This window comes from Paenibacillus sp. FSL H8-0457, from assembly GCF_038051935.1.
In the GTDB taxonomy this organism is placed as follows: domain Bacteria; phylum Bacillota; class Bacilli; order Paenibacillales; family Paenibacillaceae; genus Paenibacillus_AQ; species Paenibacillus_AQ lautus_A.
In genome coordinates this window covers 3,218,102-3,242,615 of sequence record NZ_CP150293.1, presented here as the reverse complement: position 1 = coordinate 3,242,615, position 24,514 = coordinate 3,218,102, and the positions used below count along the sequence as shown (strand labels likewise).

Genomic DNA, 24,514 nt, shown 5'->3' with positions numbered 1-24,514 from the left:
TGCCTTTAATAAGAAAAACCCGCTGCCGGGTTTTTCTTTGTGCCATCATGATCTTGACTTAAGGAAGGAAATTCGCAACTTACTTCATGCTGTCGAAAGCTTCCTGAACCTCTTGGGCGAGCTCCTCCGGCGTCCCTCTGCCGATGGTCAGAGCCTGCAATCCGTTCTGCATGACGTCGGTAACTTGCGTCGGAATGACGCTGTCGAACACCGGTGCCGTTCCCTTGTTGGTCAACTCCAGCATCTCCTTGAGATACGGGCTCGCATCTTCAGGAATTTCAACGTTGGCCGGTACGACAACGCCTTTACTGATCAGATCTTTGTACAGGTCCTCATTGACAAAAAACTTAATGAATTCCTCGGCAGCCGCTTTCTTTTCATCGCTCAATCCTTTTTTAATGGAGATGCCGTACTGAACGACGCCCGCGCTTTTCACCGGATCGCCGGATCCGCCAGGGACGCTCGGGAAGAGCGCAATGCCGAATTTGTCCCCTTCCTCGTTGTTGATGCGGATTCTTCCGTCAACGGTAGAAGAAGAAATATGCATCGCTGCTTTGCCTTGAATGAAATAGTCCTGCCCTTGGACGGAATCCATGTTGTTCGCATCCGTATTGAATGCTCCCAGCTTGGACAGTTCGTCGATGACGGCAATCGCTTTCACGTATTCGGGATCGGTAAATTTGGCTTCCTTGTTCAAAATTTTCTGCAAGAAGTCACTGCCTACGTAACGGTCCCCGATAATCGACAAGAAGGACGATTGAAGCGGCCATTTCTCTTTGTTGCCCAAGGAGATCGGCGTAATGCCGGCTTCCTTCAGCTTTTTCACCGCATCGATGAATTCGTCGTAGGTAGCCGGAAATTGGTCATAACCGACCCCGGCGAACATCTCTTTATTGTAATAAATAATGTCCACGAAGGTTTGTTTGGTCGGCACGGCGAATTGACTGCCGTTCTGATTAAATCCGGCCAATGCGTCCTCCGGCAAAATATCCTTCCAGTTATCCATCAGGTCATCCAGCGGCATCAGCAGATCCCCGGCTACCAGAGGAGCCAGGTCGGCACCAGGCCATACGACGTTGATATCCGACAGATTGTTGGCGGCAGCCAACGTGCGCAGCTTCGTTTTATACTCCGTTGCAGCTACCCCGTCCTGCTTGATGATAATGTCGGGATGCTGTTTTTCGAACTCGGCGATCCGCTCTTTGTACACCTCGTTATCCACGTTCGGCGATGTCCATGGATGCATGATGTTCAAGGTAACCTTTTCCGGTTCGGCAGCGTCTTTCTCCCCGGAGCCGCAAGCGACGGTTGACATGAGCAGCAGCGCAGCTGTTCCGGTGAGAAGCATCGTTCTAAGCTTCTTAGACGTTTTCATTTGTTATACCCCTCTCTTTATACGTTACATATCATGTTCTTATATTTAACAATATAAGATATATTAATTATACAATCGGGTTAGCGATCCCAATATCCGCTAAAAAAACGATTTCATCTAATTTTTTTAAGTCATTTCGGACAAAACGGACTTCTTATTCATCATATTTCTCTCGGTAGCGTTAATTTTCATTACATTAAATTCGCGTTTTTCCATTTTAATGGTATCGCTTACATCTTAGGTTCTACAGAAAGCGTGGCAGTGAAACCAAATCATTTGCCACGCTCTGAAGCGTCTTTATTGCGGTTCGTTCAAAATATAATCCACTAAGTCATCCAACGGTACCGTTGCGAGGGCAATTGCCGTATCGGTTACGCCGTAATAGATATAGAGGAGACCGTCCTTGACCACATTGCCTGTCGGGAAAATGACGTTCGGGATCTGATAGCCGAATTTTTCATAATACGTCTCCGGCTCCATAATGAACCGGCGGGTTCTGGCGATGATTTTCTCGGGATTCTCCAGATCCAGCAGCAAAGCCCCCACGCGATACACCGTATCTTGGTCTACGCCGTGGTAGAGCACCAGCCAGCCTTTGTCCGTCCGCACCGGAGGCGTCGAACCGCCGATTTTTTTAAACTCCCAATCGTTGTTCTCGGCTTTTGCCAACAGCTTCGGCTCGTCCCAATGCATCAAGTCTTCGGAGTAGCTGATCCACATGGCCGCTTTTTCGGTTCCGTATTCCTCCCCTACATATTCTTCCGGTCTGCGAAGCAGCACATACTTGCCGTTGATTTTCTCCGGGAACAGAATGTTGTCGCGATCATTGATATCCAGCGGCGTTGTATCGCACAGGTACTCCCAATGAATGAGATCCTTCGAAGTCAGGATCCCGGAACGCGTCAGCCAATGGCCTTCCTCTTCGCCCCAGCCGTCCGGATATTCGGGAATCGAGCGTTCGGGGATGCCGGCTCCCGTCGGGTAATAGTTCATGGCGCACGGGCGCAAGGCATAGTTCAAATAAAAGGTGTCGTCGATCTTGACGATTCGCGGGTCCTGGATGCTGCCATAGGGGAATCCCAGCTGGTCCGGCGTTACCACCGGTTCGTCCAGCACATGGGTGAAATGCACGCCGTCCGTGCTTTCCAGCAAACCCAGGTAGTTCTTGCAGGGAGTCAGGGATCCTGCCGTCCGTTCAATCATATAGAATTTTCCGTTATCGATAATGACGGCCGGATTGAATACCGTCACCTTTCTCCAATCGTAGAGTCCAGGCACTACTATCGGATTTTCCGCATGCCGGGTGATTTTCATGGATAAGCCTCCTCGTGATTGCTATGTAAGTGTTATCAAGCTGCTTTCTTTAACTCATTATAAGAGGCTTGGTCCATTCATAATATCCTGTAAACTTTCAATATTATCCGAAATATTGTTATCTGTGATGCTTCGCAGCATATAAAAAAAGCGGTTCAACATTGAACCGCTGGACTCATGTTTTTCGCATTAAGAGCACGAATGGTCCCCATCAATGCGTATTTTCCTGTAACATCGCTATGTATTCCTTTCTTTTCACTTCACGCTGCTGTTCATTCAAACGCGGGCAGGTATAACAGTAATCGCTTCCTTCCGTGCGGTAATAAAGACAGCAGGCCGTTTTCATCGGTGGCCGGTAGTCGGGGTCAACCAACGGCGGAAGCTGACGAATTTTCACTGCGAAGGGATTTTTCTTCCGAGCAAAAGCTGCCTCGGGGTCCAGCTCTTCACGTAAAAATCGATAATCCTCATGAAGACGGTTCTTTATCGCTTCGTTGTGCTGCTCCTCCAGCCATGTCTGATGTTCCCGATAGAATCGGGTTGGCCATTGCCCCCAGAGCTGTTGGATGTGGAGTCCGCTTGCCGCCGACAAGCTTTCCAATAGAGGTCTTGCTGTAGCGAAGTAAAATCTTTCCATGACGCTCTCTAACCAATCCCGTCGATCCACTTCGTTCTCAGGAGCTAATACAGCCTGCCAATGACTCATCTCTATGAAATAGCTCATTTTATGGTTGTTGGTCGTCCAATGCAGAGTCATATTCGGTATTGAAAAATCGGGTGCGATTTGCCAAACGGAAATGGCATACTGCAGAGCCAAGGCGATTTTGCTCAGCCAACCCGCGCAAAAAACAGCTGCGACTGCTCGATCCTCCCCGCGAATAACGACATTGTATTCATCGAGAAACCGCTTCGCTTCCTCGTCTTGCAGCAGTAAGCGAAGCTCAATTGAATAACTGCCCATCACGGCATCCGTCCGAATGCCGAACTTCTTGTGTAACTCGTCCAAGCACTTTGGTTCCATATCGTTTGTCCTCACTCTGTTCGTATTCAACCTTCAACGGATACCCGTACCGATGCAGCAAGTATGAAAGACCTTCCTACAAACAACGATCCAAACAGGGACGCTTAAAACTGCCCGATAATTCTACCCTTTCCCCTAGGGATACACAGCGGCGTGCCGAACAAGGGATCTGGTATGACCTTGCAATCCAATTGGAAGACGTCTTTAACAGTTTCCGGCGTCACGATTTCCTCAGGTGCTCCGAACGCATAAATATTCCCCTCGCTTACAGCCACCATGTAGTGTGCATAACGGCAAGCTAAATTCAGGTCATGCAGCACCATGACGATGGTGCGCTGATCCCGCTCATTCAGTTCATACAGCATATCCAATATCTCTACCTGATGGGACAGGTCCAGATATGTCGTCGGTTCGTCGAGCAGCAGCATACCGGTTCCTTGAGCCAGGGTCATGGCAATCCATGCTCGCTGCCTCTGGCCACCGGAGAGGGAGTCCACGGTCTGATCGGCAAAAGCTTCCACGCGGGTAGACTTTAATGCAACGTTCACCATCTCTTCATCAACTGGTGACCACTGCTTCAACCAGCTCTGATGCGGGTATCTTCCCTGGCGAACCAATTGACGGACAGTAAGGCCTTCCGGCGCCGATGGACCCTGAGGCAATATGGACAAGCTCTTGGCCACCTCTTTGGTCGACATCTGGGCAATTTGCCTGCCATCCAGCAAAACCGCGCCGGTATCAGGCTTCTGCAATCGGGCAAGCGTGCGCAGTAAAGTCGATTTTCCGCACCCGTTTCCACCAATGAATACGGTTATTTTTCCTTCAGGAATCATCAGGTTCATATCCTTGATTACCGTCTTGGGCCCATACCCTACGGTCAGCTCTTTTACTTGCAGCGTTGTCAAAACGGCTTCCCTCCTAAGCTATATCTGATTGCGGTTCCTGAACAGTAAATAGATGAAGAACGGAGCTCCTATACCGGCCGTGAAGATACCTGCCGGAATATCCAGCGGATAGAACAGGGTACGGGCGATCAGATCGGCCATGAAGACGAGAAGCCCGCCGATCAGACCGGACACCAGCATCATTCCCCCATACAATCGGCCAACCAATCGCCGCGCGATATGCGGCGCGATCAAACCGATAAAACCGATCGCGCCCGCGACGGATACGGCAGTCCCCGCCAGAACTACGCTGATGAGGATGAGCAGGAATCGATGCCGCTGTACCTTGACGCCCAGGCTGCTTGCAATATCATCGCCAAGCTCCTGGGCATTCAGGCTTCGGCTGAATGCCAGGGCAAGCAAAGTACCAAGCACAACAACCGGAACAATCGTATATACGTTTTGCCAGGAAGCCCCATAAACGCTTCCGGTAAGCCAAAGATATGCTTTGCCGGCCGATATGGCGGGGCTCATGACAATCATTAGCGTCGTTGCCGCTTTAGCGGCAGCGGATAAGCCGATTCCGATCAGCACCATACGAATCGGCGTAACTCCCTTTTTCCATGACAGGCCATACACTAGCAAGGAGATCAGAAGCGCTCCTGCAATGGAGGCTAACGGCAGGAGCTTGATACTTGCGACACCGCCGGCAAACGTAATGAAACTCACCGCGGCTACCGAAGCCCCGCCGGTAATGCCTATAATATCCGGCGATGCCAGCGGATTGCGAATGATCCCCTGCAGAATGGCACCGGCAACGCCAAGGGCCGCTCCGACGAACAAGGCGGTCAATACCCGCGGCAGCCGAAGCGTTAGCAGGATAAAATCGTGCTCTCCCGATCCCGTGCCGAATAAGGTTGACAGGACGGCATTCGGCGATATGTAGGTATCTCCCCACCCTGTTCCCATGGCAATGGCCACGACAAAGGCCAATATACCCAGTAGTATCCAGATCAAACTTATTGTCTCGAATTGTAGGTCCATGCTTCCCGTTCGACTTCGAATATGGGTATATCGTTTCACTTCCACGCCCCTCCCTTACGAGCGACATGAATGAAAAACGGAATTCCGATAGCCGCCGTCATTACGCCGATCGGAATTTCATTAGGCATAATCAACAGCCGTGCCGCTATATCCGCGATGATTAACAGCAGCCCCCCCAATACGGCAGAGAAGGGCAAAGCCCAACGGTAATCCCGTCCTGTCAAAGAGCGTGCCAAATGCGGAACGAACAGGCCGATAAAACCCACCGCGCCGACGATGGCTACCGAACCGCCGGCAAGAACGACGATCAGGACGCCGAGCATCAGTTTCACCTGCACGGTGTTTTGCCCGAGTCCTTTCGCAACGTCCTCCCCGGTCATAAGCAGGTTGACCGCCCGGCCCATGAACAGGGCTGCCACGCCCGCTGCCGCCATAAACGGGAACAGTGGCAGGACCTGATCAATCGAGCGGCCGCTCACGGAACCTGCCAGCCAAAACAACACATCCTGCAGCCCGTTTTCATTCATGACAAGAATAGCCTGCGTACCGGACGAGAATAAGGCGGTTATCGCTGAACCGGCTAGAACTAGCTTAATAGGAGTGAGCCCGTCGCGTCCCAACGAGCCCAGCCCGTACACGATGAATGCGGACACCGTCGCACCTCCTACCGCGTATAAGGCCAAATGCAGCATCGGGCTGCTTGGATTGAGGAGCGTTGCCAGCACGACCAGCAGGATCGCGCCTGAGTTAATGCCGAAAACGTCCGGGGAGGCAAGCGGATTCCGGGTTAATGCTTGCATCATGGCCCCTGCCAAGGAGACCGCAGCCCCTACCGACAAAGCAATGACTGCCCGGGACAGACGCTCAGTCCGAATAATGAGATGGTCGACCTGTTCCGGATTATACTGGGTAAACGAAGATACGAGCGTAACCCAAGAATAATTCGTCCGCCCCAGCAGCAGGCTCGCAATGAACGCGCCGGCCATCAGAATGAATGCGCTGAGCAATAACAGGGCATTGCGCTTGTTCATTTGTCCAACTCAAACAAATCGTACAGACTATCGAGCATTAGGTGCGCCGACAGAATGCCTCCGGCCATATTCCAGGAGACTTCATCAACCATATAGACTTGGTTGTTCTTGACGGCATCCAGGTTTGCCCAGAGGGGATGGCTTGTCCAATCTTTGTAATACTTCTCTACCGCTGCCATATCGTCACCCGAGTTGAAATTGAAAATAACGTCAGCATTCATATCGGGTATGCTCTCCTTGGAAGTCAACTGAACGCCCCATACCTCCGCATCGTGTCCCTCAGGACGAGCGAATCCGAGTTCTTTCAGAATGCCTCCGGCATAACCCATGTAGAAGATTCTCGCATGATCCGCCCTGAAATTAGTGATGGTCGCTTCGATGGGGAGGCGATCCCCCATTTTCTGTTTAAAGTCGTCAACTCTGGAGTCCCATTCTGCCATAAGTTCTTTGGACTTATCTCCCCGGTTCAGAACCTCACCCATCAAATTGACCGAGGCTTTCCAGTCGTATACTTCACCGATCATGACCGTGGGTGCAATCTGGCTGAGCTGATCATAGATGCCTTCATGTCTCGTTTTCGTTGCGAAGATAACGTCTGGCTTCAACTTGTAGATTTCTTCAAGATTTGGCTGAACCTCCGTGCCGAGCTGGGGAACGTCGTCTAACTCATCTCGCAAATATTCATACACCGGTTTTTGTAGCCAGGATTCGACAATGCCGACAGGCTTAACCCCATATGCGACCGCTGCATCGTTCGCTCCTTGATATAAGGTGATGATGCGAGTCGGGTTACCTTGAATTTTGGTCTCGCCCATCTCATGTTTTATGGTACGAACTTCCGATTCGTTGGCCGGAGTTATCGCTTCGCTCTGGCTGCCTATTGTTGGCGATCCGCTTTGTTGCGAAGCAGGTTCCTTCGATACACTTCCCTGATTTTGTCCACACCCCGATACTACGAGTACAATCACCAGCAACATGGCAAACAGCCACGGTTTTTTCCAAACTTGCATCTGTTTCTTCTCCCCCGTCATCTCTATGAATTAATAAGTCAATACCATTGATATTGATTCTCATTATTAATTATAAAAAAAGCCTAGGGCATGAACATAGGTAATTACGTCCACTCTTTGGACAAATCCGACACAAGCAAGTCATGCAGACGGTCCAGCAGCAGATCATGCGAATAGGCAGTATACATTGTATATAAATGCTGGCTCTCCAACAGTGAGTATACCTCCTGATTCCGCACCGCCCTTTTCGACTTCCATCTCGGGTCCCGATACCATTGATTCAAGGTCTGCCGGATGGCCGCTTTGGTTTGCTGCGAGCCGTCATTTCGAAAGCTGGTCAAAAAAATGATATCTGGATCGTAATCGAAAATGTCCTCATAAGCTATCTCGCGGTACAGAGGAATGGAGCCCAAGCCCGAGGGCGGCTTAAGCCCCAAATCGTCATAAACCACCGCACCTACGTTGCGCTGACCAAACAGACAGAGTATACCGTTGCCGAGACCGATGATCAGGGCTGTTTTTCCATCGACATACGGCTTGATGCTTGCGCGAACACTCAGGGATTTTGCCTGATACTTTTCAAGCCATAGCCCCGCCTCCTTGTCCTTCCCGGTTGCCGTGGCTATTTTACAAAACTGGGTACGCCAATCGTCATAGAAAGGAATGCTTATCGTTTGCGTGATATGCTCAAACATTTTTGCCTTGGCAGAGGTTTCCTCGTCATAGATATCGCATGTGAAAATGACATCGGGGTTCGCCGAGGCCAGCTTGTCCAGATCAGGTCGGAAATGACCAATTTCAATCGTATTATGTAACGCGATCGGATAATAGGAATTGACGATGGCAGCGTAAGGCTCAATTCCAAGTGCAAGCAAATGGCCGGTCAGATGGTGGTGAAGGGATACGATTTTATCCGCCTTTTTCATTTGCTTCACATACATGGACGGCGACATGCCCGTCATCATTCGGAATTTGCGGCTAAAATAAAATTCGTCCGCATAACCGATGCGCTGGGCGATCGTCCGAAACGAGTCCTTCGTTAATAATAGCTCTTGCTTTGCGTGGTTCAGCCTGACCGCCGATAAGTAAGACATCGGCGATTTTCCAAGCTGCCGCTTGAAGATTCTCGTGAAATAATCGCTGCTAAGACCTGCACGCTCTGCCAAATGCTCTCGGCTGATATTGCGATGATAGTGACGATGAATGTATTCAACGGTTTGCTTGACCACTCGTTCATGTTCGGTATGAGGTTTTTCGGCTGCATTCTCCATGATCATTATTAGCAGCTCTAGAAACATATGCTGGGCCTTCAGCTGATCCACACGTTCCCCACTCCACTTGGTTCTGATATCCAGCACGGATTGGTACAACGACGGGAAAAGACCCACCTCAACCTCGATAACTCGGCTTAAGCTTACAGGCGCATAACGATAAGCTTGCGTTTCTTCCAGCATGACAAACTCCAATGCCAAACTGCCCATCGATTCGGACTTATCCTCAATCCAAAGACCTGCCGGCAGCAAGATGACCTTTTGAGGGCCGACATGATAAGGCTTCCGCTCAATTGTTATCTTCTGCTTATCAGAGAACACAAGAAGCATAAGGTGATTGTTGTTATCAACTTTCATACCGGGCGTATCTTCCGGAGACCGTGCATGGACAAGCTTGTACAGATAGCCATGCATTTCCGTTAACTCCTCGAACATATCAACTTCCCCCTTTGTTATTGAGAAACATTCTCATTATATTTTATGGGTGAAGGTATGACTTATCAATGCCAAGTTTTTATCCTTGAAGTGAAGCATCGCTGAATTCACTGCAAGCCCACGGAACGAAAAAAAACCAACCGCTATACCGGGTTGGTTTTCCATCATAAAAGAGATTAACTATGCACCAGTGCTTTTAAGCTTAAACCTAGCGTTTCTGAAGTTGTATCTTGAATTTCTTCGAAGAGGGCCGGATTCTTCGAAAGCGACATCCCGTAAGAAGGAATCATTTCCTTGATTTTCGGTTCCCATTCCTTCATCTGCTGCGGGAAGCATTTCTGCAATACCTCAAGCATCACGTGAACGGCCGTCGAAGCCCCGGGCGAAGCACCGAGCAGGGCTGCGACCGAACCATCCGCGGCACTAACCACTTCGGTCCCGAACTGCAGCGTGCCCTTTCCGTTAGCCGTATCCTTAATGACTTGTACGCGTTGGCCCGCCACGACGATTTCCCAATCCTCGCTCTTCGCGTTCGGGATGAACTCGCGCAGCTCTTCCATGCGCTTCTCATTCGATAGCACCACCTGCTGGATCAGGTATCGGGTCAACGCCATTTCTTTAACCCCTGCCGCCAGCATCGTGAAGACGTTATTCGGTTTGACGGAACCGATCAAATCGAAATTCGAACCCGTTTTTAGGAACTTCGGCGAAAAGCCGGCAAACGGACCGAAGAGCAGTGCTTTTTGGTTATCGATGTATCTTGTGTCCAGATGGGGCACCGACATCGGAGGTGCGCCGACCTTGGCTTTTCCGTATACCTTGGCATGATGCTGCGCAACGACTTCTTGATTCTTGCAGACCATGAACAGTCCGCTTACCGGGAACCCTCCGATATGCTTGGATTCGGGAATGCCGGTTTTTTGCAATAAATGCAGGCTGCCGCCTCCGCCGCCGATAAAGACGAACTTGGCCGTATGGAACTCGGTTCTGCCGTTATCGATATCCAACACTTTTACTTTCCACGAGCCATCGGGAGTACGCTTGATATCCTTCACGCTGTGCTTGTAGTTGACCTCCACGTCTTTGTTCTTCAGATGCTCAAACAGCATGCGCGTTAAAGCGCCAAAGTTAATGTCCGTCCCGGAATCGATTTTGGTTGCCGCTAACGGTTCGTTTGATGTGCGCCCTTCCATAATAAGCGGAATCCATTCCTTCAGCTGCTCGGGATCCTCGGAATATTCCATTCCTTGAAAGAGAGGATGATTTGACAGCGCTTCAAAACGTTTTTTCAAAAAGGCCACGTCTTTTTCGCCCTGAACCAAGCTCATATGAGGTATAGGCATGATAAAATCCTGCGGATTGCGAATCAGATTGCTACTTACCAGATAAGACCAGAACTGCCTTGAGACCTGGAACTGCTCGTTGATGTTGATCGCTTTGCTGATGTCTATAGATCCGTCAGGTTTTTCGGACGTATAGTTAAGCTCGCACAGTGCGGAATGGCCGGTCCCCGCATTATTCCATTCATTGGAGCTTTCTTCCCCCGCGCTTGCGAGTTTCTCGAACACTTTGATCTCCCATTCGGGCACTAGCTCCTTCAGTAAGGCTCCCAATGTCGCGCTCATGACGCCGGCACCAATCAAGATTACGTCTGTTTTTTTGTCCATGTTGCTCATTATACCCTTCCTTATCCCATATATTTGAAAAAAGAGTAGGCGCCCCTGCTAAAAATGTCGATAAAAAGCAAGGCGTCTTCTGAAAACACACCTTTTCTGTGTCAATAATCACCATATTATAGTCTATTATAAATATTGATAGATTAAAATATCTATTATTATCTAATCATTATAAACGATTTCAAGTAGTTAACAAAGTGAGAAGATCCTCCACAATATCCGACAACTGATAATCCGGCTAACGTCATAACAAAAAAAGCCGCGAGGATCGCGACTTTAAGCGGGTTTCGACATGGTTTTCCCGTGTTGCGGCTATTTCACGTTGCCGAGCAGCAAATTCGTCTGTATCTCCAATTGCTTTTCAAGCGAGATCAGGTCGCCTGCGGAGAACTGGTTGATATCCAGCGTGAAGATGCGGTTGTTTTTGTAAGCCGGAAGGGATTTCCACAGCGCGCTCTCCAATATCTCGTTGGCTCGTTCCCCGCCCCCGTCCGCATCGTAGACGGTCACGAACATGTAATCCGCGGCCATGTCCGGCAGCGATTCCAGCGAAATGTCCAAACCGGCGCCTCCGTTTACGACCTGCCCTTTCACGGCTTCAGGCGGCTGATAGCCGAGACCGGAATAGAGATTACGGGTTCCGCGGCCAAAGCTTTCTCCCACAACCCAGAAGTTTTTCGCCCAAATCTCGTAAACGCCAACGGTTTCTCCTTCCTTGACCACGCCGTTCAGCTTGGTTTTGGCCTCCGCCAGCTTCTCCTCGTAATGCCGGATTGCCTCCTCGGCTTCCTCCGATTTCCCGAGAAAATCGCCGAATTCCCGCAGCTCTGCATACAAATCCTTAGCTCCCCATGGAATGACAATCGTCGGTGCGATTTTGGCGAATTGTTCATAATTCTTGTCTGAAGGCCGAATAATAAGGTCGGGATCAAGGGACACGATTTTCTCAAGCGCCGCTTGATCATCGCCGATATCCTCGATTCCGTCCGTCAGGTCCTGCAAAAAATATTGATTCAAGCTGGCCGTACCTGCCCCGACCGGCTTAACGCCCAAGGTCAACAAATGGCCCAGGTATTGCGTCGCAACGATTCGCTTCGGTTCCTTCGGAATCTCGATCTCTCCCATAACCGTATCGAATTTGCGTGTTGCTTCTGTTTGTTGACCCGCTTGGTTCACCACCTTCTCGCTTTGCTGTCCAGAATCCCCGCATGCTCCCAATACGATGACCAAACTTCCGATCAGAGCCAGTTTCCAACCTTTAAGCCACTGCATCCATTAAACCCTCCACCTATTGATAATGATTATCATTATTATATTAATAGGGAGAAGGCTCGTCTATTGCGCTCCGTTTGCGGTTCTATGGACATTTGTAAGAAGTTCGGTTTGGATGCTTAATTGCTGCTCTAACGCTATCGGATCATTATGCTTAAACAGCTCCAGATCGAGTAAGAACACTTTGCCGTTGCGAACGGCGGGCAGGCTCCTCCATTCCTTGCTGTTCATAACCCGTTTTGCATATGCTGCACCTCCACCCGCTTCCCACACGGTTACGAATATATAATCCGCCGCATGCGCGGCAAGCATATCCGGCGTTAATTCCAAGCCGATTCCTTCTCCCAGGACGTAATCAGTCAGCGGCTCCGGCGGCCGAAAGGAAAAGGTCCGGTATAAATTGCGAAGGCCTCTGCCATAGGCGATATTGACCGCCCATAACCGGTCCTGCCAAAACTCCAGTACAACTGCCGTCGCGTTATGAGTACTGATTCTGTTGGCGACCATAGAGGCTGCAGCTTCCTCTTTCGCCCGAAACGCAGTAATCCACTTCTCCGCCTCCCGCTCGCGATTCAGCGCTCTGCCCAACCGGAGCAGCTCGTCTAAGGAGTCTTCCTGCCCCCATGGAATCGAGATCGTTGTTGCGAGCCGGGACAAAGGCTGGCTGTTGGGTCCGGACGTAACGATCAGATCAGGCTGCACGGAGGCAATCGCACGGTGCGATTTGGCATCTCCGATATCCGCTACATGCTTAAGCATTCCCCTGAAGGGGCGGGCGCGTAGCAGATTCGATGACGTTCCCACGGGCGTAAGTCCGAGCGCCAGCAGGTGGCCCAGGTATTGAAGCGCCACAATACGCTTTGGCCGCTGCATATAATCGCGTGGAGAGTGGCCGAAATGCTGCTTGAATTTCCGGCTTAAATACATGCCGTCTTGGTATCCGACCTCCCGTGCAATGCGGTCGAGATTGCGATCGTCGCCATCAAGCAATGCCTCTCTGGCTTTCTCGAGTCGCAGCCGGGTTAAATACTCCGTGAAACTGGAGCCCGTTGCTTTTTTGAACGATACGGAAAAGTGCTCCGGCGTAAATCCAGCCCTCTTTGCCATGTCGTTGCGCGTTAAGGCTATGTGATAATGCTTCTCCATATATTCAACTGCAAGTCTCATACGCTCAAGCCAATCCTCTTCCCGATTCTTATCGTTCGTTGATCGCAGCAGCGCACTCAACAACTGTTTGAATACTGCGTCGATGCAAAGACGAGCTGCAAGTCCTCCGCCTCCTGCTTGATCTTGCATTCGTTGGCTTAGTTCTTGAATCAGGACAAGAGCTTCGTGCGTTGCGGCGAAGGGAAGCTTGCCGGTGTCCATCAGTGCAGACAAATTCTTGATGTATACCCTGTTGCACGTGGTGCTTTCCTTGAGATCCCATACTTCATAACGCAATTCGTAAACCTCCAGCGGCACCGGGGAAGACGGCGTCCGTTGAATGTCGACGATCGAACCCGGCGGACAATAACAGACAGCCTTCGCCTTCAGTCGGTGCTTTCCTCCGTTCAAATATAAGTCGCCGGAGCCTTTATGGATCAGGTATAGGGTATGCGTCTCCATGAAACCCCCGACTGGCTCTTCGGCGTGACCTTGCTTTATGTACCGTACTCCCAACAGCGAATATTGCGTTTCTTCCATGCTGGCGCTCCTTCTGACGAACTCCTGTTTTAACCTATTATAATCTCATTGATAATCATTCTCAATAAAATAGTGTGTTTAGCTCTAGCTGAATTCTCTCTTATAACTGATGAAATCAGAAAAAATAAAAGCGCCATTTCCTTGTGGACTTGGCGCTTTTATGGATTTAGTGAGGGGCCATTTTGCCGGGCATTTGCGACTGGATCGGAGCCGTGGCGTAGCTGTTCTGCATATACTGCATATCTTGCTGAGGCAGCTGCGGCACTTGATAGTAGCCGTGCTTGTTTTGATACAGCGAAATTTCATACGCCATTTCGATGCAGTTGGGAAGGGAATCCGCTAGGACGCGGCGCACAACCGGATTCGTGGATTCCATCGCTGCATTCGTTTTCATGGTAGCGCCGGATTTCACGGCGTTCAGCATGCTGAGCGCGATGGTTTCATCATTGATCTCGGCAGTGGACTGCATCGGTTTTTTCGGTTGACCCGGTTTCATGCCGTAGATAAAGTCGTTCCCCTGCTTCATTTTATAGCTTTGCGTCGACTTGGATGGATCTTGTCCAGTTTTGAAGCATTCTAAGGTGATATTATATTCATCCGCCATAAATTGCTTTTGGCGCTGCAAGATATCCCGAAGCTCCGGATCCTGCACATGTCCGCTCAGCATGGTATACGTGTTCATCGTATTGATGGCTCCTGCCAGTACCTCGTGTACATCGAACATTTCATGACCGCCATGGTTCAATTGCGGTGGAATCATGCCGGTTTCCATGTTCTGATGATTTTGCTGTTGTTCGAATTGCATTCATGTACCTCCTATGGGTTTTTCGATTTTTATGCAGCTATAAATCCACGATGGTGGCGCTGCGAACGGATTGCATTTGCAGTCCAGTTTTATTGTTCATTACATGAATCAAAAGTATTCAGGCAGCCGGCTTATTTCTGATCCATATCGTCAACAGCAGCATGAACGGCAGGGCAACCTTGAAAACCGGGGTTACATAAGTCACGACAATCTTCACGCCTAGCCATATGTCGCCGGACCAAAAGCATATTCTCAGATTCGATTACAGTTCTCAGGGTGGGGACTACTTTGTCCTATCCAAATATATCGAACCGATCGATGCCTACCTCGTTACATATAGGCGAATGAGTGATTTTCTGAAGCCTCTGAACCGGAATCGGCGGGTTTTCTTCGCCAGCATCGTGATCATCCTGATCATCGGATTGGTCGTGATTAGCACCTTTTACCGTAATTTCTATAGCAGGCAGCGAATAGAGCAATCCTTCAGAACGGACGGTTGGGGATCCATTTACATGTATATGATGGAGTGTCCTTAGGCGCTTGTCTTATTTTGCCATTATCCATGCTGCCTTCATCGGGAAGCAGTTTCTTTAACACAAAATTTCTTACCTCAAATAATAAATCGACCGTTTCTCCCTAGCGGGAAACGGTCGACTCCCCAGATGCTTTTCGGTGTTGCCGATATTATGACTTATGCCGAAGGATCGGTCTTCCCTTCGTCTTCAATCGCTACGATTTCACACAAGGTTCGCAGCCCCGTCGTATAACCCAATCGCCCTTGCGAATGATCCCAATAGTAGTAATCCCCGTGCATCCATATCAAATCATAGGCTTCGCCCAGAGCTGCATGGCGGACAACGAAAGGTCGAACGTTGTTATGAGTCGAGTTTTCGGTGACTTGGTTTATTTCGGCGATCGTCCCGTCATGCGCAATGACGCATTGATGAATTTCGAAAACCTCACCGTATGTACCCTTTACAGGGATTGACATGTACACGATGGAAGGGTTGTTATGATCCAGCGTCATGCCCCCGGAATAGCATAATTCTCTTTGATCATTTTGGTGGAACCATCGTCCGCCATCCGCCAACGGTGTAATCCGCCAATCGGAGCCGGACCACTTAGCGTAACAATAATGGTGGCGATCCTTATCCCCATTGATCCTAACAAACAAGATCACCGGGTATCCCTCTTTATCGACGGCTATATCCCAGTTCCAGTTGCGTATGCCCGGCTGGCGATCGACCAAGTGGGCCGGATCGGTTTCTTTGTTATCCAGCTTCAGCGGCCCGCGGTTCAGATCTGCGAGCTGATGTCCATAAGCGCCATGCAGCGTCAGGGTATTCACGTCCAAATACGAATAGTACAATGAATTCGGAATCATATTGTCCGGATGCGTATAGGTATACGACATCATAATTTTGTCTTTGCCGTTCGTTTCGTACTTGGCATACGGCCTTTTTCCGGTTTCTTGTTCAGAACACCTGGAATCCACGATCTGTTTCGGTTCCATGTCGCAAGTGACGTCGCCATCCGGATCCGGCAGCGTGTACCTAGCGACGGTCGGGTGCCAATTCATGCCCCGCCACAGCAGATAGAAATAACCGGGCTGATCCGTCATCACGAAGGGAGAAGGATAGGTGGTGTTCCCATATCCCGTGGTAGCGATGATTTTTTCAGGCCCTAAGGTTTCTAGATCGTCAGGACGGGCTGTGACGCGATAATAAAAATATGGGGTTGTCGAGTGCTCGGAATAAAAAATCATCACCCGGCCGTCGGGCAGTACCAAAAACGTCGGATTGTTATGGTCATCCTGCTGGAAACCCGCCCGAACCCGCACTTGCTTGCGTTCTTGGGTCACATGATCATATTGAACCGCCTGGATGCTGCCCGCAACATCGATGTACCCGATGAATGTCTTGTCGCTGCCCGTTGCGGCATTGACATGTCGCAGCGCCCTCGGATCGGCAAACCAGCACCAGGCACCATCACCGGTAAGGGTTGTAGGGATGCGTTCGATGCGTTCAGGTTCAGCATTAAGGTTTATATTGGAATTCGTCATTTGAGACCTCCTCGCTTCCTTGTCGGATCACTTGATTGCTTCGTGATTATCCCCTATCGTTTCATGGCTGCGAATGCATCCAGCTGAATCTGCAGCTCCTCCATGAAGCTCGGGAATCCAGCTTCACTCATCTGCTGCCTCGCAAATGCAAGATCAGCATCGATACCTTCGGACATGCCGACGTACAGCGGTACGATGTAATGCGATCTGACTGCCTCCATGGCTGCGAGCTCCGCCGTTATCGGTACCGTATCGAAGCGGAATCCCGCCAGCGGGCTCTCTCCGTTTTCTACGGCCCGTTTCGCGCCTTCCGAATGCTAATGCTCAACGATGGCCTGCCATCCTCCCGGTTATTTTTCCAATTGGCTCATGCTGCCGTCATACAATCCCGTCCAGCCCGGCTTATTGTTCTCCGACTTGATGCCGGCGTAGCTGATGTAATCCCCCTCCAGATTGTAGTTCTCCCCTTCCACGCCATACAGCAGGAGATTGTAGTATATACGATCCGTGTGGGCCTTCTCGATCAGCTTAAGCGCAATGCAATTTCCTTATGCTTGGAGTGCGCGCCGACCGAAATCATCGTACTGTTGTCCGGCGTCATATAAGGCATGTAGTTCGGCACATGGTCGAGATAATAATCAAACCATCCGTACTCGAACTCGGGAAACAACACCTTGAGCACTCCGATGTAGCCGCTGCTGATTTCGCCGAAATGGTTGTTGAATTCCAGCGGCTTCTTATCCGTTTTCATCCATTCCAGCGTTTCGCCGGTGGCGTTTCCCTGGGCGGCCAGAATTCGCGGCTTGATAGAAACGATCCATTCCGCTCGCTGGCTCGCGCCCATCGTGATGCCCTTCATTTGTACGACGGGCTGCCCGTTTGGACCGCGAATGATGCCTGGGGTCCCTTCCTCGCGAGGATTCATCGTGGAATTACTTGCAATTATGGTGCAATAACGGAGCATGTGTCCGCAAGGTCACCATAATAAGCTCATTTCGGTTAAATAGCGTATCCGCTGTCCTCGTGATCTCAATATTCGTCCGATATTACCAAAATAACACCAGGGATTTGCGCCGTATGACCATTTCCCTCATTAGGACCACGGCTATCGATCCAGCTTCGTTTAACTTCATGGATTTGCGATAATAGAGGACCCTGGTTCCGCTATTTCTTTGATTTACCTATTTTCACAGCCATATGCGGACAAGAGATCCGCTATTGCAGGATTTAGCGTGGAATCATTTACGATTATGGTGCAATAACGGATCCTGGGTCCGCAAGGTCACCATAATGAGCCCATTTCGGCAAAATAGCGAATCCTCTGTCCTCATGGTCTCAATATAAGGCAACTCCAGCTCGAAGCTGAGCCTCTTCTATTCGCAATGCCCATAACGTGCCGATTCCAAGGCCCCCTTCCCTACATTCATAAGTTCCGCAGATTCTTAAAGACAACGCTTTCAATTTTTCGAATGGCTCCAAACTTTTCCTGTCTTCTTGTCCGTATTTTATATCAATGCGTCTCCATTTAGCTACTATATAAACGGCTTTCGGTTCCATCATTTTCGCATCATTTTGCCTGGAACAGTTAGATAAGGATAAAAAAAGCTGCCTTTCAGCAGCTGATTTTGGACTCATTTAAGGATGGCCTAAGTGAACACGATTACTTCCGACAGGCGGCCTCCGCCAAATCAGTGAGCCACTGCGCCCTCTCCCCCTCGGCTTTGGCGGCTATCTTCTTCAGCTTGTCCGTACCGCCCCAGATCAAATATACGATACGCTCCACCTGGTAATACGGGAGGCCGCGAACTTGATCGAGCAGCAGTCTGACGTTTAGCCCGTGTTCCATGTCCGATTGGATCTTCATTTTCATTGAATCGTTGCAGTGCAGCATGCACTTTACCAAGGTTGGAATGGTTTCCGTATTAACACCATGCCGCTCAGTAAAAGCTATCGTGAAATGGTTTTGAACGGATTGGTGTTCGTCATCAACTTTGCCCATGTATTCTTCCACCAATGGGAAAAACGTTGTATCCTTCAATCCGAGGCCAAAGACGGCGTAGCTTCCCGGCATGCAGTTTTTTTCCCCTTCCGTATCCGCATACCATTCAAACGGCTCCATCGCTGCTTTAGCATACTCCTCCATGAAGGGATACAATTCCGGGTATTCCAAGGCGTTGGCGAAGAACCGATGCGTTCCCGACTTAGCCAATCCTTTGATCGGCAGCCACTGCTTGACCGGGGATTTCAGTTTGATTTGGTAGCTTTTCGGGAATCCCAAGCTGAAGAGGCGTGTCAGAAACCGGAGCGCGCGAGCGTAACTCTCCCCCGTTTCCTCCTTAATGGCTATGGAGACCTCGGCAAACACATCGTTGGCCGTACATTCCACCATTTCGTCACGTAAACAGACGTCTTCCTTGGCGAAGGTCCCGCTTCCTTCTTTACTCAATCGTTGGGCCCGTTCGCTTCCAAGATCCTTGGCGCAATTCAACATAGTCAATCCTGTACTTCTGCTATAAGAGGGCTCGTATTTCAGAATCAGGATGGCGGCATAGATCAGCAGATCGATTGGACCTTGCTCGGTATTTTCCAAATGAATGTCGATTTTTTTCTTGTATTCTGGCTGCCACTGCGTCCCGATATTATCAAAATAACGAGGAAGCCAACGCTGCTCCGCCCAATTCCGCAAAGCCGTAATTAGATTAGAACGATGCTCTGCGAGATGTTGGTTCCCTTTGTTCAATTGCTGAATCCGCTCAAAAACGGCAATGATCCAGGCGGGATCCGCGTCAGGATACAGCCCCTCGTCCAGGATGTGCCTGGACAGGAAAAACGTCTCCAACGGTTTCGTCGGATAGGTTCCCGCTTCTAGCTTATTGGCAATATAGATTGAGATTCGTTCCTGTAATTGCTTCTTCTTTGTCTCATCTGCATATGTAAGAATGCAAAGGTTCAGGTCGCCTTCCCGCACTCGAAACTTGCCGTTAAACGTAAACTGATAATCGATTAATGAGCTTGGCATCTCGTCCAATTTACGCTGCATGTAAGAGGATAATTTAGGAACGATGTGCTCTCGCACAAGTTCTTCGGTCAACGGCTCCCCAGGTGTGCCCCTGTCTCCAGGCATCGATAAGTCCAGCTCGTCGTCCGTCATGCTCACTCTGCCCTTGTTATATTCGAGCAGCGCATAGTCGTGAATCCCGATCTGCAGCGTAGTACGCTTTACGATTTTGTCCGCGTTTTTATCGCTGATATAAGCCATCCATTTGTCGATCTCCTGTTTCATTTCATTCAAAAGTGTTTCCAGTGTCTGATCCATGTTCCACTAATACTCCTTTATATCATTTCGTATTGTTCCTCATCTGCGCTAACAGCTTTGGCCAAATGCGGCTGTCTCTCTTTCTCCTTCATACCCTTTCACTCTCCTTGATCATGACTTAAGCCTCCATTCGCCACTCCTTCATCGATTTGATTCCAACCAAATCTTGGAATATGCTGCTTCATCTATGATACTATAAAACCGACTCGATTAAAGATCATTTCTAAGAGCATACATTCGTTTCTGAAATAAGGAGGTTGTTCATTGAGCGCAAAACAATGGATCGCAAGATGGGATACGGAGCAATCCACTGAAGTGAATCAGGCATTGGCTGCCGTTACAGGCAAACAAAATATGCATAAAAAAGAACGGAGATTCCCTTCCTCTCCCTTTGGAGTAACAGATGCAGGGCAAGAGGATTTCCGAGGTGTCACCTTGAATGAAATTATCCAGTACCTGGATGTTCATCATGTTGATTTATCTTTTGCCAAGTTTATGGACGGAACGGGTCTGAACTCATCCAGGTTTACGCATTGCCGCTTTGATGGAATGAAACTTGGCGGTTCGTTTGTGACGCGTCATTTCAATCATTGTTCGTTTCGAAAAACAAATTTAAAAAAAGCCCGGATTGGAGAAAGGTTTGAGGATTGCGATTTTACCGGAGCCAATTTAAGTCACGCCATCGCACGCGACGCGGCCTTCATTCGGTGTAACTTCTCGAATGTTAATTTTCGCGGCGCACATCTGATGTACTGCCTCTTTGAAGAATGCAGCTTCAATGAAGCAATCTTTCATAACGGCTCCTTATCCGGAAGCCGGTTTGTAAGTGAAGCGGAAGCTCTACCGGTTTGGGATAATACAATTATGGAGCATGTCAAGATCAACGGAGAACCCTTTGCTTAATTTTCAAACTTTCGAGCCCAACACCCCATCCACTACCAAAGCCCTCAAGATCTACTGGTAAAAAGCCGCGATTTCGCGGCTCCTTTGCTCGCGCTAAAACATCGTCGCGCTGAATGCTGCAATGAATAAAGCTCTGGTCGAAGCCGTATTTACCCATCAGGTTAAGCTGCTGACCAGCCTATCGATCCACGCCAATTCGCCTTGAACCTGGGATACCGAATACCGCAGAACCTCGTCCCGGAACAACTCGTCCCCGCCTTCATCCAGTCTTCTCTCGATATCTGACAGCAGCTCTTCCAAATCCTTCTTTCTCCTATGTAAAATCCGATTCCGGTCCTCCTTCGAAATACGATCGAACAGGGACACTCTAACCATGAACTCGATTTGATGTTTTGCATCTTTTTCGGTGAATTCGTTAATGAGGTTTGCGATTTGTTCCCTCCCTGCTTCTGTAATTTCATATACATACTGATTCGGTCTGCCTACCTGCTCATTTCGATGTTTACGAACAAATCCCTCATCCGTAAATTTTCGCAATGTCGGGTATAACATGTTGTGATTCACGTCCATCAAATAACCGAGATCTTTCTGTATTTCTTTTTTTATTTCATACCCGTGTTTCGGGGATTTATCGATTTGGATCAGAATGAGAAGTTCAAGATACATGATCGTTCAGGCCTTTCGTCGACGGATTTGACAATACCGCTGCATATTTAACAGCACATCTCTAGCGTATATGTTCAACCAAAATCCGACAAGGAAGAATATAAACAGAACTTTGGACATGGGTCATTGGAAACTATGACCAATTATAACTATATGTTAAATTAACATATGTTATATTACACTAGCATTGGAGGGAATGTAATGAATCATGAGATCATCTCCTTAGAGGAAATCACGCAATTCCGTTCACCGATCGAAGAATTCAATCCTTATGAATGGTACAAACACAAATTGCAGCATGAGCCCATCGTTTATAATCAGGCGACCCAAACCTGGAACGTCTTCCGGTACGATGACGTCAAGAGGGTTCTCAAGGATCATGAATATTTCTCTAGTGTAAGAACGCGGACGATGATCAGCGTTGGCGCCGATAATGACGAAGGCCAGAAAATGAGCAAAATCAACCTGCAATCAGACCCCCCGGAACACCAAAAAAGCCGTGCCTTGATATCCGCCGCTTTCACCCCTCGCAGCTTGAAGCTCTGGGAGCCGCGCATTCAAGAGATTGCAGACCAGCTTCTGCAGGAAATGGGAGACGCCCATGTCATCGATATCGTCCAACATTATGCCAGTGCGCTGCCAACCATCGTCATAGCGGATCTGCTCGGAGTCCCTTCCGAAGACCGGTTATTATTCAAGGAGTGGGTAAACCATCTGTTCCTTCCCCTGCCCAAAAACCATTCGGAAGATGTACAAGAACTGAAACGTCATGCTGCCAAGGAATATTACAACTATCTCTATCCTCATATCGTCCAAAAAAGAGCCAATCTCGCGGACGATATCATCTCCGACCTCATTCAAGCCGAGGTGGACGGGGATCGGTTATCGGACGATGAGATCGTCCGAACGACGATGTTTATCCTGGGTGCAGGCATTGAAACGACGACTCATCTGCTAGCTAATACGTTTTATTCCTTCTTATATGACAACAACCAAATTTACGGGGAAATCCAGGCTAACCGCGAGCTCCTTCCCAATGCCATCGAGGAAATGCTGCGTTATCGGTTTAACATTGCAAAAATGGATCGAACCGTCAAACAGGACAATCATGTACTCGGCGTAGATATGAAACGAGGGGATCTCGTCGTCGCTTGGATGAGTGCTGCCAATATGGATGAAGAGGTATTTGAGGATCCCTTCACCTTGAACATCCACCGTACCAATAACAAAAAACATTTAACCTTTGGGAATGGCGCTCACTTCTGCCTGGGTGCTCCGCTGGCACGGCTGGAAGCAAATATTGCGATAAGCAGGTTCATGGATTTCTTCCCGCGCATTGAACCCGTTCCTGAATTTAAACTGGAAGATAACCTGAGTCCTTCTGCGGCAGGACAAATGTTGACTCAGCTTCCTATCCGTGTTCATCGATAAGGCTGACCTGTCTCATTTTATTTGGTACATCAAAAAAAGCCCTCCACAGCAAGGGCTCATGATATCGGGAGACCCTGCTTGTTTCTGAAATGACAGGGTCTCTCGCTTATTAGGAAATCATTCTATTGCTTTTTTACCTCTTGGGTTCATACCAGTAACCGGGCCGCCCGTTGTTTAAACGCATGAGCGCTTCCAGGAAGAAATAATCGCCCCAGATGACAAAATCGTCCGGCGCAATTCCCCCTCTGACAAAATACGAACCATGCCGCAAAAAGCCTTCTTCGTCCGGATTACCCTTCGTAAAATATCCCTGTACCATGGAATCCATGGAACGCCGAACGGCATCAAGGAGAAATTCCCTGCGGGGATCATCGCTTGACAGCTGGTCGGCGATTTCCAGCATCCCGCAAGCGGCAATCGCAGAAGCAGAGCTGTCTTTAGGCGTAAGTGCCGTTGGAGGAACGTCGAAATCCCAGTAGGCGACATGATCATCTGGAAGGCGGTCGATGAAATAACGCGCCATTCGAATCGCCGTGTCCAAATATTGCGGTTCTTCGAAATAACGGTAGGCCAGCGCGAATCCATATATGCCCCATGCCTGCCCCCGCGACCACGTCGAACCATCCTGAAATCCTTGATGGGTACCTCCGCGCACGGCATCCCCCGATTCGGGATCAAAATAAAAGGTATGATAGGATGAGGCATCGCCGCGAACCAGGAACTTCAGGCTTTTGTCAGCATGAATGCGGGCGGCTTCGGCATATGCCGATCTCCCGGTCTGTTCGGTTGCCCAGCACAACAAAGGCAAATTCATCAAGCAGTCGATGATGATCCGGCCGCCGTTTTGGGGGTCATGTTCAGGGCCCCACGCCTGGATAAGCTGAAGCGTGGGCCTCCATCGTCTCATGAGCGCATCAGCCGCCTGAAGAGCCGTGATCTTGGCCGCTTCGTCCCGTTCAACCATCCATTGCGCCAGTGCAGATAAAGAATACAAGAAACCGATATCGTGATGATCCAGATTTTTATGCTCCGCTAATCTTGCTTGAAATGAATGCGTGCATCGGACTGCAGCTTCACGGATATAGGAATCCTGACCGTACTCGCAGCTCAGCCACAGGATTCCCGGCCAAAATCCTTCCGTCCAATCCGTATGATCCACCAGTCGGTATTTGCCGTTTTCGTTTCCGACATGCGGAAACCGATCTTCAAACCGGGCGATATTCGCTTTGGTCGTATGCAAGGTTTGTTCTATGACAGCGTTCCAGCCCATCTTGCCCTCCCATAACTTATTCATTTGGTGCGGCTCCATCCA

General features: G+C 49.4%; 23 protein-coding genes. 3 read left to right on the top strand and 20 right to left on the bottom strand.

What is annotated here, in order from left to right; genetic code table 11:
- Positions 1-79: 79 nt before the first annotated feature.
- From MHI43_RS14455 to MHI43_RS14400, 12 genes are all read right to left on the bottom strand, one after another.
- A complete protein-coding gene (locus MHI43_RS14455) occupies positions 80-1,375 on the bottom strand; it encodes an extracellular solute-binding protein (RefSeq protein ID WP_015735067.1) in 1,296 nt (431 codons plus the stop codon).
- A 297-nt stretch (positions 1,376-1,672) separates the two neighbouring features.
- Entirely contained in the window at positions 1,673-2,689 is a 1,017-nt protein-coding gene (locus tag MHI43_RS14450) for a glycosidase (RefSeq protein WP_036663233.1), read from the bottom strand.
- A gap of 211 nt (positions 2,690-2,900) precedes the next feature.
- On the bottom strand, positions 2,901-3,695 hold the full coding sequence (locus MHI43_RS14445; protein ID WP_341283275.1) for a (2Fe-2S)-binding protein: 795 nt from the start codon (positions 3,693-3,695) through the stop codon (positions 2,901-2,903).
- Positions 3,696-3,814: 119 nt separating this feature from the next.
- Complete coding sequence (locus MHI43_RS14440) at positions 3,815-4,615, bottom strand: ABC transporter ATP-binding protein (protein WP_015735064.1); 801 nt, start codon at positions 4,613-4,615, stop codon at positions 3,815-3,817.
- 18 nt (positions 4,616-4,633) lie between these two features.
- On the bottom strand, positions 4,634-5,677 hold the full coding sequence (locus MHI43_RS14435; protein WP_036663237.1) for an iron ABC transporter permease: 1,044 nt from the start codon (positions 5,675-5,677) through the stop codon (positions 4,634-4,636).
- Positions 5,674-6,669 carry an iron ABC transporter permease gene (locus MHI43_RS14430; protein ID WP_015735062.1) on the bottom strand — a complete coding sequence of 332 codons (996 nt, stop codon included), beginning with the start codon at positions 6,667-6,669 and terminating at the stop codon, positions 5,674-5,676. The genes MHI43_RS14435 and MHI43_RS14430 overlap by 4 nt, the downstream gene beginning before the upstream one ends.
- A complete protein-coding gene (locus tag MHI43_RS14425) occupies positions 6,666-7,700 on the bottom strand; it encodes an iron-siderophore ABC transporter substrate-binding protein (protein ID WP_341283274.1) in 1,035 nt (344 codons plus the stop codon). Before MHI43_RS14425 ends, MHI43_RS14430 begins: the two co-directional genes overlap by 4 nt.
- Before the next feature lie 83 nt (positions 7,701-7,783).
- Entirely contained in the window at positions 7,784-9,385 is a 1,602-nt protein-coding gene (locus tag MHI43_RS14420; RefSeq protein WP_051425361.1) for a helix-turn-helix domain-containing protein, read from the bottom strand.
- A gap of 176 nt (positions 9,386-9,561) precedes the next feature.
- Entirely contained in the window at positions 9,562-11,061 is a 1,500-nt protein-coding gene (locus MHI43_RS14415) for a malate:quinone oxidoreductase (protein ID WP_015735059.1), read from the bottom strand.
- Positions 11,062-11,373: 312 nt separating this feature from the next.
- The gene (locus MHI43_RS14410; RefSeq protein WP_036663239.1) at positions 11,374-12,333 is read right to left on the bottom strand and encodes an ABC transporter substrate-binding protein; all 960 of its coding nucleotides are present in this window, start codon (positions 12,331-12,333) and stop codon (positions 11,374-11,376) included.
- 63 nt (positions 12,334-12,396) lie between these two features.
- A complete protein-coding gene (locus tag MHI43_RS14405; protein ID WP_036663240.1) occupies positions 12,397-14,019 on the bottom strand; it encodes a helix-turn-helix domain-containing protein in 1,623 nt (540 codons plus the stop codon).
- A gap of 166 nt (positions 14,020-14,185) precedes the next feature.
- Positions 14,186-14,824, bottom strand: coding sequence for a spore coat protein (locus MHI43_RS14400; RefSeq protein WP_015735056.1), 639 nt, complete (start codon positions 14,822-14,824; stop codon positions 14,186-14,188).
- A gap of 344 nt (positions 14,825-15,168) precedes the next feature.
- On the opposite strand from MHI43_RS14400, the gene MHI43_RS14395 reads away from it, so the two are divergent.
- The gene (locus tag MHI43_RS14395; RefSeq protein ID WP_341283273.1) at positions 15,169-15,360 is read left to right on the top strand and encodes a hypothetical protein; all 192 of its coding nucleotides are present in this window, start codon (positions 15,169-15,171) and stop codon (positions 15,358-15,360) included.
- A gap of 155 nt (positions 15,361-15,515) precedes the next feature.
- Here MHI43_RS14395 and MHI43_RS14390 read toward each other — a convergent pair whose 3' ends face one another.
- The 6 genes from MHI43_RS14390 to MHI43_RS14365 all read right to left on the bottom strand — a co-directional run bounded on the left by MHI43_RS14390 (position 15,516) and on the right by MHI43_RS14365 (position 20,202).
- Positions 15,516-16,886, bottom strand: a complete 1,371-nt coding sequence (locus MHI43_RS14390; protein WP_036663244.1) for a BNR repeat-containing protein — start codon at positions 16,884-16,886, stop codon at positions 15,516-15,518.
- Positions 16,887-16,939: 53 nt separating this feature from the next.
- Positions 16,940-17,107, bottom strand: coding sequence for a DUF3502 domain-containing protein (locus tag MHI43_RS14385; RefSeq protein WP_327196878.1), 168 nt, complete (start codon positions 17,105-17,107; stop codon positions 16,940-16,942).
- A gap of 129 nt (positions 17,108-17,236) precedes the next feature.
- Positions 17,237-17,359, bottom strand: a complete 123-nt coding sequence (locus MHI43_RS14380) for a hypothetical protein (RefSeq protein ID WP_261979718.1) — start codon at positions 17,357-17,359, stop codon at positions 17,237-17,239.
- A 50-nt stretch (positions 17,360-17,409) separates the two neighbouring features.
- Positions 17,410-17,811: a hypothetical protein gene (locus MHI43_RS14375; RefSeq protein ID WP_155989888.1), complete on the bottom strand. Its 402-nt coding sequence runs from the start codon at positions 17,809-17,811 to the stop codon at positions 17,410-17,412.
- A 410-nt stretch (positions 17,812-18,221) separates the two neighbouring features.
- Positions 18,222-18,521 (bottom strand): hypothetical protein, encoded by a 300-nt coding sequence (locus MHI43_RS14370; RefSeq protein ID WP_041621990.1) that lies wholly within the window; start codon positions 18,519-18,521, stop codon positions 18,222-18,224.
- Positions 18,522-18,546: 25 nt separating this feature from the next.
- Positions 18,547-20,202, bottom strand: coding sequence for a DUF6138 family protein (locus MHI43_RS14365; RefSeq protein WP_036663246.1), 1,656 nt, complete (start codon positions 20,200-20,202; stop codon positions 18,547-18,549).
- Positions 20,203-20,517: 315 nt separating this feature from the next.
- Here MHI43_RS14365 and MHI43_RS14360 point away from each other — a divergent pair, with 315 nt between their 5' ends.
- The gene (locus MHI43_RS14360) at positions 20,518-21,105 is read left to right on the top strand and encodes a pentapeptide repeat-containing protein (protein ID WP_235201803.1); all 588 of its coding nucleotides are present in this window, start codon (positions 20,518-20,520) and stop codon (positions 21,103-21,105) included.
- A 156-nt stretch (positions 21,106-21,261) separates the two neighbouring features.
- Here MHI43_RS14360 and MHI43_RS14355 read toward each other — a convergent pair whose 3' ends face one another.
- Entirely contained in the window at positions 21,262-21,771 is a 510-nt protein-coding gene (locus MHI43_RS14355) for a PadR family transcriptional regulator (RefSeq protein WP_036663249.1), read from the bottom strand.
- Positions 21,772-21,972: 201 nt separating this feature from the next.
- Between MHI43_RS14355 and MHI43_RS14350 the strand changes: the two genes are divergently transcribed.
- Positions 21,973-23,202, top strand: a complete 1,230-nt coding sequence (locus MHI43_RS14350; protein ID WP_015735048.1) for a cytochrome P450 — start codon at positions 21,973-21,975, stop codon at positions 23,200-23,202.
- Between the two features lie 133 nt (positions 23,203-23,335).
- On the opposite strand, the gene MHI43_RS14345 is transcribed toward MHI43_RS14350, so the two are convergent.
- Positions 23,336-24,472 (bottom strand): glycoside hydrolase family 88 protein, encoded by a 1,137-nt coding sequence (locus MHI43_RS14345; protein WP_036663637.1) that lies wholly within the window; start codon positions 24,470-24,472, stop codon positions 23,336-23,338.
- Between the last annotated feature and the right edge of the window lie 42 nt (positions 24,473-24,514).